This is a genomic window from Aequorivita lipolytica, assembly GCF_007997135.1.
Lineage (GTDB): Bacteria > Bacteroidota > Bacteroidia > Flavobacteriales > Flavobacteriaceae > Aequorivita > Aequorivita lipolytica.
The window spans coordinates 1-10686 of record NZ_VORU01000025.1 but is presented as its reverse complement, the minus strand read 5'-3'; the positions used below and the strand labels follow the sequence as shown (position 1 = coordinate 10686).

13 protein-coding genes are annotated in these 10686 nt (G+C 31.4%); all 13 read right to left on the bottom strand.

Going from position 1 to position 10686, the window contains the following annotated elements; all coding sequences use genetic code 11:
- Positions 1 to 254: 254 nt before the first annotated feature.
- Positions 255 to 1862, bottom strand: a complete 1608-nt coding sequence (locus ESV24_RS15020) for an AAA family ATPase (protein WP_111817147.1) — start codon at positions 1860 to 1862, stop codon at positions 255 to 257.
- A gap of 176 nt (positions 1863 to 2038) precedes the next feature.
- Positions 2039 to 2449, bottom strand: a complete 411-nt coding sequence (locus ESV24_RS15015; protein WP_111817146.1) for a DUF6326 family protein — start codon at positions 2447 to 2449, stop codon at positions 2039 to 2041.
- Positions 2450 to 2696: 247 nt separating this feature from the next.
- Positions 2697 to 3164: a hypothetical protein gene (locus tag ESV24_RS15010; RefSeq protein ID WP_111817145.1), complete on the bottom strand. Its 468-nt coding sequence runs from the start codon at positions 3162 to 3164 to the stop codon at positions 2697 to 2699.
- A 210-nt stretch (positions 3165 to 3374) separates the two neighbouring features.
- Positions 3375 to 3701 (bottom strand): hypothetical protein, encoded by a 327-nt coding sequence (locus ESV24_RS15005; RefSeq protein ID WP_111817144.1) that lies wholly within the window; start codon positions 3699 to 3701, stop codon positions 3375 to 3377.
- A gap of 256 nt (positions 3702 to 3957) precedes the next feature.
- Positions 3958 to 4854, bottom strand: a complete 897-nt coding sequence (locus tag ESV24_RS15000) for a hypothetical protein (protein WP_111817143.1) — start codon at positions 4852 to 4854, stop codon at positions 3958 to 3960.
- A 254-nt stretch (positions 4855 to 5108) separates the two neighbouring features.
- Positions 5109 to 5993, bottom strand: a complete 885-nt coding sequence (locus tag ESV24_RS14995; RefSeq protein ID WP_014783015.1) for a peroxiredoxin family protein — start codon at positions 5991 to 5993, stop codon at positions 5109 to 5111.
- A gap of 165 nt (positions 5994 to 6158) precedes the next feature.
- The gene (locus ESV24_RS14990; RefSeq protein WP_146743194.1) at positions 6159 to 7010 is read right to left on the bottom strand and encodes a DUF6591 domain-containing protein; all 852 of its coding nucleotides are present in this window, start codon (positions 7008 to 7010) and stop codon (positions 6159 to 6161) included.
- Between the two features lie 76 nt (positions 7011 to 7086).
- On the bottom strand, positions 7087 to 7524 hold the full coding sequence (locus ESV24_RS14985; protein ID WP_111817141.1) for a hypothetical protein: 438 nt from the start codon (positions 7522 to 7524) through the stop codon (positions 7087 to 7089).
- 315 nt (positions 7525 to 7839) lie between these two features.
- A complete protein-coding gene (locus ESV24_RS14980) occupies positions 7840 to 8250 on the bottom strand; it encodes a hypothetical protein (RefSeq protein WP_111817170.1) in 411 nt (136 codons plus the stop codon).
- Positions 8251 to 8399: 149 nt separating this feature from the next.
- On the bottom strand, positions 8400 to 8948 hold the full coding sequence (locus tag ESV24_RS14975; protein ID WP_111817160.1) for a toxin-antitoxin system YwqK family antitoxin: 549 nt from the start codon (positions 8946 to 8948) through the stop codon (positions 8400 to 8402).
- A gap of 145 nt (positions 8949 to 9093) precedes the next feature.
- The gene (locus ESV24_RS14970; protein ID WP_111817159.1) at positions 9094 to 9522 is read right to left on the bottom strand and encodes a hypothetical protein; all 429 of its coding nucleotides are present in this window, start codon (positions 9520 to 9522) and stop codon (positions 9094 to 9096) included.
- An 8-nt stretch (positions 9523 to 9530) separates the two neighbouring features.
- Positions 9531 to 9824, bottom strand: a complete 294-nt coding sequence (locus ESV24_RS14965) for a barstar family protein (protein WP_111817158.1) — start codon at positions 9822 to 9824, stop codon at positions 9531 to 9533.
- Between the two features lie 131 nt (positions 9825 to 9955).
- Entirely contained in the window at positions 9956 to 10438 is a 483-nt protein-coding gene (locus ESV24_RS14960) for a PH domain-containing protein (protein WP_111817157.1), read from the bottom strand.
- Positions 10439 to 10686 lie beyond the last annotated feature (248 nt).

Below are 10686 nucleotides of genomic sequence, written 5' to 3'. Positions count from 1 at the left end.
TCAGAAAAATGTTCTCTTGAGTAAGAATATATTCCCGTCACTTTATCTTGTCCATAGCAACTAATTGTAATAAAAATTAAAATTGTCAGTATAGTTTTCATTTTTTTTAGGTTGCTGCTAACGTTTATGTATATGAGCTGTGGCGTGTTTTGGCACGAACCTCTCCAGATAAAAACTAACTTTGGGAAATCCAAAGATTTTTCAAATAGGCACAAACCGAGCCATAGCTTATATACGGTGTTGGCATTTCGTACTTATCCAAATATTTCTGCTTCTAATGTTCGATATACATTTGTGTCTTCCGTAACTAATGGTGTCATAGTGTCTCTAATAAAAGCACATTTATTATTGCCACATTGCGTTAAATTAAGAATTCTTTTTAGCTCTGTAAAAATATTTCCACTTGCTGATTTTATATCGTCTTCTGGATTTCCTCGTGCAGTACTCTCTATAATTGCTTGTTGTTTTGAGCTTAAACAATCTTGTAAGAAGTCAATTTTATCAACTGATTCACAAAGTTTTTCTATCAGTTCATCATCAAAAAGATAAGATTCAATATGTCTTTTCGAGGACGTTTTTACTCCTTTTTCGAGTAATTCTTTTACTTCTTCGTCGCTTTTATCATCTCTATCAATAAATTTAATTAGAGTAGAAGATTTAAGAATATTAGCAAGCATTTTGACGGATTGATTCTCAACATTTTCAATTTCAGTTGAACCGCCAATTGAAATGAATTTCGCATCGTGATATTTGCTTTCAAAAATCTTTCCATAGACTTGTGCATCGAAGTCTTTATATTTTCTCCCTTGAGAAGTTCCTTCACAAAAAACGATTGTTGACGGTGAAATTAATTTAGAAAAATCCGCAAAGGCCAAATCAAAAAATTTGTCCCAAATTGCTCTATCAATTCTCGCAGGTATCATAAATTCAGACAAATCAAAATCTCTGTTGTCAAAATCAAGAAACACTACCGAACCTGGATTTTGTGCTTCAAGTTCCTCGGCTTGTTTTAACATTCCTATAGAGTGTGTGGAAATCCAAAGTTGAGAATTATCAATGGTCAAATTATAAAGTTCCTTTAAAACTTTAGACTGCAATCTGGTATGCATATGAGCTTCTGGCTCGTCGATACAAAAAATTGTATCAGTATAATAAGTTGATTTAATTATCATATCTAATAACAAGTCGAACACCGATTTCTCTCCAGCTGATAGATTTTTATAGTGAAAATCACTTACAGTACCTTTATTGAAATAGAAACTTCCATTTGATAATGGGTCGCCAATTGAACTTAAATTTAAATCGTCAAATACATTTGATAGTGAAGATTTAATTCTGCCAATTAGTTCATTTCTTAATTGTTCAATTGTTTTATCATTATTTGCAGTTTCATAAACACCAGCTAATGTTTGAGCAATAAGTCGTTGATAATTTTCAGATACTGTAATATCATTCTGCATCAACGTTGAAAGCTTGATATTTTCTGTTGGGTCTTTTTGATTAGTAAGATTGCTAATTGTGAAATCTGGTTCATTCCTGTAAGCTGTTCTGAAGTAAAATTTACCCTTTAATTGCTCGCCATTTGGATTTTGGCCATTATGAAATTGGATTGTAACTTTATTTCTATACCATTGTCCATCAGATGGAAGTCCTTCTTTTTTCTCAAAATAATTTTGTTCACTATTATCTGCTTTATTATATCCAGCTAATTTATACCAATGATTAAATGCCTCAAATAAAGAAGTTTTCCCACTTCCATTTGGTCCAACCAAAACTATTAAACGAGCTGTTTCTGGTATTTCCGAAATTGTTAAGTCCGTAAATCTCTTAAATTTTTTAATCTTTATTTCTCTTATCTTCATTTTCTTGGTATGAATGCCAACGTGTTCGTGTATAACTTTTGTTGCGTGTTTAAGTAACTAATTTAGCAAAAAGTAACGAGCCAGAGGAAAATCCGCAGGATTTTCCAAGTAATCATTGCACTAGCAATGAATTATACACGTTGTTAGCTGTTGGCTTTTTTCAATACCTCAAGTAATTATACAACTTTTTCTTTAGGCCATTTCCAAGCATACCATACAATTAAAGCAGTTATAATACTTTCCAAAAATGCTAAAAACACATAAAACAAATACCATTCGTTAGTTGAATAAACACCAATTAATATCATCATTAAGGTAAATAATGTTCCAAATATGATATTAAGAATTCGGTTTATTTTCGGTTTGAGGATAATTGATGCTGCAACCATCACTGAAGAAATCGCCAAAATTATTGATGCTATTAGTAATTTGGTTGGACTGTCTAAATTATTTTCACCTGAAATTAAACTGTTTACTTTATCTGGTGTATAAAGCTCAAAGTAGTCTCCATATAAATAACATAAGGTTACAGAAGTCCATAATGCAGCGAGTTTGATTTTGATGTTTACTTTTGAGTTTTCTAACATTTTAATATCTTTTAACTAGTTATCCAATTCTGGATGTCTTTAATTATAAAGACGCAAAAATTATAAAAATGGTTGCCTAGGTTTTAAATTGAGTTCAGTTTTCAGCTTGCAGCTAACGTTGATGTGTATGAGCCGTTGCGTGTTATAGCACAAACCAGTAAAAGTACAAAACTCCGCTGGAAAATTCCCAAGAATTTTCCAGATTAGCACAGACCCAGCAATGGCTTATACACGGTGTTGTAGCACGTTATTTATATTCATATTTATTCCGCCAAATTTCTTCTCCTTTTAAAAATTCAATTAGAATTTCGGTCAATTCCTTAACTGATTTTGGTGGATTTACAATTAATATATGGTCATTTTCGGTAACATAACCAGAAGCCAATCCATCTTCATATAAACTACCGCTGACGTGTAAGGCATTTTCGTTTTCGTCTTCAAGTTGGACGATATGAAATTCGTTCCAATTGATTGATTCCATTGTATTTTTTATTATTTCAGGCGTTGCTTTTTCAGAAATAGTTTTTAGATTTTCTCCAAAGTCATATGAAACAACTAACCTTAAAGTCCTATTGTTTTCTTCCATTTTACTATTTATGTTTTCAGTTCGATTTTCAGCAATTTCGTTTGTTTTTAAATTTTGTTTCGAGTTCCAACTACTGAAAGTCATAAGTACAACTAATGATATAATTCCGGTTATTATGTGCGTTTTCATTCCTTTTACGCGAATTTTTGGTTTAATGTGCTACAACGTTTTTGTGTATGATTAGTTGCGTGGTTTGGCACGAAAGTTAGCAAATAAAAACCGAATAGAAAATCCGCGAGGATTTTCGTAAGTAAGCTAAAACCAAGCAATTAATTATACACGGTGTTGGCAAATCGTTTTTATTTTTTCACACGTTTTAAATTCCGAGTTGCCCAGAATTCATATCCGTTTATTGGTTTTATTTTCCTTTTTTTTTATTCGGTAAATTATGGTCGAATTTATTTCAGTCCATTTTTTGTCCGATTTACTTTCTTTCTCCAGTTTTATATTCAGAAGTAGAGTGTCATTTTGAATTTTCCATTCTCCTTTTAATTCCGAGTAAATTATTTCGTGATAGTTATAAAATTTAGTCCGATGAAAAGTTCCGTTTTCGTAAAGTACTAAACTATCAGAATCTACATAATTCCATTTAGTTCCGCTTTCAGATTTTTGCTTTGTTTTTTCTTTTTTATAAACATATTCAGCTTGGATTTCTTGCGAAACCATAATGTTAGTCAAAAGACCAAATATCAATATTAGAAGTGTTTTTCTCAAATGTTTGCCAACGGTCTTGTATATGAAAAGTAGCGCTGAAAAAAAGCGATAATTTTCGGATGAAACACAAGCCGAATTTTTAAATTTTACTAATTATTTTATTTATGGGAATTTGTCAAATTTAAAAATTTGGCGACTTCCCAAAAATGCCCGAACCTTTGTGTTAGCAACGACTCGCGCTATTTTTTATATACGTTGTTGCCAGCAGTTATTCTACGAATTGCTGTTCCGAATCAGATTGTATTCCTTTTGCTTTTTTTACTAAATCCTGAATAAATTCTTTATGATTTTTTAAATCGTTTGATGTAATTTTTAATCGATATCTACGATTTCTTTTATCATAATCCATTAAATCTATTCCAGATTTTTCAATTTTACTCTCTAATTCTTCATCTTTTTCAAGTCTTATTTCCATACGAGTGAAAAGTTTTAAAGCTCTGAATAATATAAAATTATCTGCTCGACCATCTTTTGCTAAACCAATGTAGAATTTATTATATTTCAATTCGTAGCCTGGAAATATTTCTTTTATGAGTGCGAGAGATTCATCAACAATTTTTACAGTTTTAGGAATTCCTTTTTGAGTTTCCCAATAATTTCTATCCGTTACTTCACTTATTTCTTCATCGTCATCAACTAATCCAAAACTCATTTCATCTAATACTTTATTAAATGTCAAGAAGTAATCGTTTCCATTTTTATATGCTGTAAGTTGAATTGCAATCAAAGGAATAGTTCCATTAAAAAGTCCGATTACATTTAAAAATCTGCTTGTAATTTCTTCGGCTATAATAACTGCACAATGTTCATATTGTGGATACCTTTTTCTTTCAATATCCCAATATTCAATTGTTCGGATTATGTGACTTTCATCAGTTTTTCCGAGTTGAATTTCAACTTCGTAGCGTTTATTAATTTCTGGGTCTTGCAATAAAATATCTAATCTTCCTGCACGAAGTTGTTTTCGTTCCTTGTCTTTTAAAATTAATTCGCCAAGTCCAATAATTTCAGGATTTTTTGCAATAATATCTTGTAACCAAACTTCAGTAAGAATTGGATGGTCTCTTAAATTGACTTTTTCAGGTCGGATTAAATTTATGTTCATATTTTGGTTTTAATTGCTGGCAACGGTTAGTATAAGAAAAGTAGGGCAGTTGGTAAGCGATGACCTTTCGGTTTAGCCACGAGCCAAATCTTTTGCATTTTGTTATATATTATTTTTCTAAAAGCCAAATCAAAAGATTTGGCGACCTTGCAAATATGCCTGAAACATTGGGTTTAGCACAGACTTGCCCTATTTTTTTTATACATTGTTGCCCACAGTTATTTTTACCACACTTGATTTCCAATGATTTTTTTCTACATTAAATCAACTAATTTTTCTTTAATAGAATTTATATTTTTTAAACCACTTCCTTTCCATTTGCCTATTATCACACCATCTTTATCAATCAAAACTCTATGTGGAATGCCCCAAACAAAATATTCATTTTCAATGTCACTTTTATTTTCGACTGTTGAAATATTAATCCAATCCATATTATCTTTCAAAATTGCTTTTTTCCAGGAATCTAAATTTTCATCTCTGGAAATACCTATTATCTGCAATCCTTTATTTTTAAAATTTCTATTTATTTCGTCAAGATACGGACTATCTTCTCTGCAAGGCCCGCACCAGCTTGCCCAAAAATCTAGTAATACATATTTATTATTTTGAAAATCAGAAAGTTTTATTATATCACCATTTATATCTTTTAGAGAAAAAAGGGGTGCTTTACTATCAACTTTACTGTTTTTAAACTTTTCTAATGCAAGTTTCAGCTTTTTTCCTTTTTCAGAGTTCTGAATTTCCTTAGGAAAAAGTTTATATGTTTTTAAAAATTCATCATATAAATTCATTGCAGCTTGTGAACTAACCCACATAGCTATCAAATTTAAAGAATATTGGTGTTCTGAATTTTGTTGGGCAAACTTTAAATTATTCTGGAGTATTTTAACTAAATTATTGTCATACATTTCCCATAATTCTGTAATCTCATTTTGTTTCTCTTTAAGAATAAGACTGTCTGTAATTGTGATGATGAATTTATTTAAGTTTTCAATTTCAGATCTTAAAACAGTGTTTTGTTTGTTTAAATTTTCATTAATGCCTTTGATTTCAGTTGTAAGTTTTTCCTCTATAGAATTTTGTGCATTGCTAAAAGTTGTTGTAAAAATGAATAAAATCAATAGAATGTTTTTCATTGTGATTTAGGTTTTTTTTAATTGTGGGCAACGTTGATGTATATGAGCAGTTGCGTGGTTATGCCCGAACCTTAAAAGTACAAAACTTCCTTGAAAAATTGATAGAATTTTCCAAGGAAGCAGAGACCCAGCAATTGCTTATATACGGTGTTATGGGCAGTTTTTTTACTGCATTTCCATTGCTGCCGTATTCATTTTGTTCACGATTTTCATCATTCGAGACATTTGTTTTGCTGAAAATTCGTTTTTCATATCATCCATTTTTTGTTGCATATCAGTTGCTTTTTCCATCATTGCTGGATAATCAGCCATTGCAGAATTATCTCCTTTTTGGACTTTCTTTAAAAACTTAATGTATGAGTCAATATATTCTTCATAACTGTCTAATGCTTTATCAACTTTATCATTTGAATCGGAAGAGGTATTTGCAACTTCATCAGAATCTGTATTTTCGTCGGAAGATTCATCGTCATAAGATGAAACAGAATCATTACTATGGTCTTCCTTTTTTAAGGCGGAAGTAATTTGGAAGGTTTTCAACCCTTTTAATTTGTCGCCACTTACATTCCAACGAATATAACCCGTTTCTCCTTTTCCGAGGTTGATTAAACCTTCGACATCATCGCTACTATAAGGTCCGCCCATTCCACCTTCTGTAGCAGTTTTTATTACTGATGGACCTGTTTCATCGAATATTTCAATTCCAAAACCTACGTGATAATCTTCACTTCCATTTGTGCCAAAAGGATTAATATTATCTGTTTTAAAATCAAAATCTTTTTGGTTTCTTTTTATTTCTACCGTTATCATTCCCTCATTCATATAAGAACCTTCTTCAACTTTAATTTTATAATCGTTTTCGACTATTTCATAATAATCTTTCAAGTCGCCTTTTAATGAGGTTGTTTTTGGTTTTACGGTTACGTCTTCAATTTTTTCTTTTTTTGAATCTCCACAAGACACAAAAAAGATTGATAATAAAAGCGCAAACGTCACATTAGTAAAATTAATTTTCATTTTAATTAGTTTTGGTTTTTTGCCTACTTCAGATTTTAATTGGCTTTTCGGCTTATTCCCAATTTTTTTTAACAATCTATAAAATTGTAAAAATTAATATCTCAATTGGGATTTCTCCCGAAATTGTATATAAAACTGTGTTGTAATCTCCTTTTCCTTGACGTATATATTTACTGTCTATCGTATACAGTACAGTTTCATAATCTCCTTTACCTTGTCTCAAATATTTTCCATCCCAAGTGTAAAGTACATTGTTATAATCTCCTTTGCCTTGTCTTAAATATTTTCCATCCCAAGTAGCCAAAACTGTATTATAATCTCCTTTTCCCTGACGGATATATTTTTCGGTTGAAGTGTATAAGACAGTTTCATAATTTCCTTTTCCTTGTCTTAAATATTTTCCATCCCAAGTGTATAAGACATCGTTGTAGTCTCCTTTTCCTTCTCTAATATAGTTTTGAGCTTTTAGAATAAATGATGACATAAATATTACAGTCAAAAAAACAAATTTCATATTTTGAATTTTTAAAACAATTTTACAAAGTAAGATTGCTTTTCGCGAAATACCTTACGGTTTTCCGCATTGTTCTGATATTTTTTTAAATTTTGTTGTAAGTTATTGGAAATGAGAATTGTTTTTCTGAAAAGTTTTTCTTCTCGACCGAAATTTTTTTCAAATTGCCCATAACGTTTAGGCTATGGTTTCGTTGCGGAAAATGTCCGAAGGACTTTTCCGCTGTAGCCGAAAGATAGCAAATCGGCGAGAATTTTCGGCAGAAAATTCCGCCGCAATGAACTATAGCCGTTGTTGTAAAGCGTTTTTTTTTATTTAGTGATTGACTTTGTAAACTGCAAAAGTTTCTCTGTCCGACAGTAAATAAAGGTAGTAGGTTTTGTCATATTCGTTCTCTGTGATTAATGATTTGGACATATTTACTATTTCGAGGTCATTATTAAATATGAAGTCGTTCAATTCAATGTTGAAGTAAAAGGAACCTTCCTTAAACCTATCATTTGCCAAAATTGAATTTTCCAAGTTTCGAAAATATAAAGAGTCGATTCTGAAAAGACTGTATTCTGCCATAGGTTCAAGAAAACCACTTTCTTTTCCTGATTGAATCAAGGTCGGCTTGTAAACTTTATCAAATTGAGCCATTTCATTTACTTCATCAAACAGTTCGGTGTCTGTTTTACAACTAACAAATGATAATATGGCAATTATTAATAGAAGTCGGTTCATTTTTAATGCTTTACAACGTTTAGTATAACCGCAGTTACGGGATAAATTTAATATTTTTCGGATAAGCACTTACGGTAGCAATTACGCGTGGATTCGGACGTAGTCGAATCCGCCGTAATTGCGGTTATACATTGTTGCCCACAGTATTTCTATTTTTTTATATTGCCGTTTTCGTATTCTACTTTTTTCTTTAATATACCATTATTGTCAAAATAGAACACAGTTCCGTGAGCTTTCCCTTTTTTTGTTTGTCCGATTTCTTTTATTGTTCCGTTTTCGTGGAATTCTATATGTTGGCCGTCATTAAATAAGTCGGCACTTCGAAATGATTTTATTACTCCATTTTCATAAAAAGCAATTAATACTCCGTCTCGTTTTCCATTATTCGATTCGTAGAGATAATTAGGTTTGAAAGTGTTTTCGTAAAGTAAAAGTCCGTAACCATTCAGAGTGTCATTTTCGAAATGTTTTAGTCCGACGATATTTTCGTTTCGGTCGAATAAAAAACCGCTCCCAGTTTTTAATCCGTTTCTTGTTTGAACCTCAAATTCTTTAGTTCCATCCGTACGCAATTTCGTGATAGTATCAATTTTTTCAATTTGAGCAGATTCGGTTAATTTCGATTTACTTTTTTGTGAATATCCATTACAACTTATTAAAGTCAGGACAAATATGATATGTATTACGTTTTTTTTCATATTGTGGGCAACGTGTTTGTATATGAGCTGTGGCGTGTTTTAGCACGAACCTCTCCAAATATAAACTAACTTTGGGAAATCCATAGATTTTCCAAATAAGCACAGACCAAGCCATAGCTTATATACGGTGTTGGCGGTAGTTTTTTTATTCCGTTAATATTCTATTCAGTTTTGGAAATTCAATTTCAATTTTTCTTCCTGGTTCGTATCCATATTCCAATCCGACGTCTAATAATCCTTTCAGAGAATTTTTCCTTTGCGTTTCTAATTTCGATGCAAGTTTTATAAATTCCGTTTCGTTCATTTTATAAACTATGTCCGAAAGAACTGTTCCTAAATCATAGCATCCAGCTCCTCCACCACACCAAAATTCGGTCAGTTCCGATAATGCGTTTGAGTTTTTATTCAGCGTTTGAGTAATCAATTCGGTCAGTTTGTTATTTTGTTCAAGAGATTGTCCGATATACAAGTCTTGTCCGATTTCGATGCCGTCCACTTCACTTTCTTTACAACTCAAAATTGTTAATATCAGCAATAAATATATTGACAAGTTCCTCATTTTAAAGTTTTGCATTCTTTCATTTAGTAATCTGTTGCGATTATCAAATTCGGTTTTTCTCCGACCTCTATTTTTCTATAATTAACAAAAGCTCCACATTCCAATATAGCGTTAAATAATTCAGGTTCGTTTTCCTTCAAGTATTTTCCATTGTCAATTTGCAAAATAGTTGGTTCGTCAGTCAGTTCGTCAACGCAGTCAATCCAAGCATTCATATTTTCTCCATAATAATCTGGAAAGTTCATTTCTTTCTTAAATTCAGAGTGGAATGATTTCCAATTTTTTAACTTTTTCCCTTTAATTATGAATTTTTGCATTGTTGTTTCTCAAATTACCGCCAACGTGATTGTGTATGATTAGTGGCGTGTCTAAGCACCTGATTTAGCAAATACAAACCGAATAGAAAATCCGCGAGGATTTTCGTAAGTAGGCGAGAACCAGCCATTAATTATACACGGTGTTGTAAAACGTTTTTTATTTCAGATATAAGTTCTTCTCGATTGTCAGAACTAAACGTATATTTTTTTTCGTTAGTTATAATTCGAAGCATATTTTTTCTGTCATTTACCATACTAATTGAATCGTCCATCGTATTTCCAATATACCCAAAAACACCTTTACTTCCGTAAGTCATTGATAAATTTGAAAAGTCGAGTTTTTCGATTTTTATAATATCAGAAAAAGGTATTTCTATTTTTCCAATATTCTTTTCAAGCGTAAGATTTTTTTCTCCAATTATTATTTCTTTCAGTGAATTTGCGAAGAAATAAATCAGAGTACTCAAAATGATTAAGGAAATAATTATTCCGCTTATTTTTCCGTATTTCTCGTTTATAGTAAAGATTGACAAAACAACAATTCCCATCACAATCACAATTCCGATTGTAATCAGTTTAACACTTAATGAGCTTTTACTACTATAGTTTTTCATATTGCATTTCGTTTTTCTCAAATTCTGACTAACGTCAAATTTACTATAATTTTCCTACACTAAAATTTTACTCGTTATCTCAAGAAATTAACAAGTTTTTCTTGTGTGGGGAATGTTTTACAACGTTGATGTGTATGGACCGTTGCGTGTCTCACACACGAACCAATCCAAATATAGACAAACTTTGGGTTTATCCGATAATATTCCAGAAAAGCACAGACCCAGCAATGGTTTATACACGGTGTTGT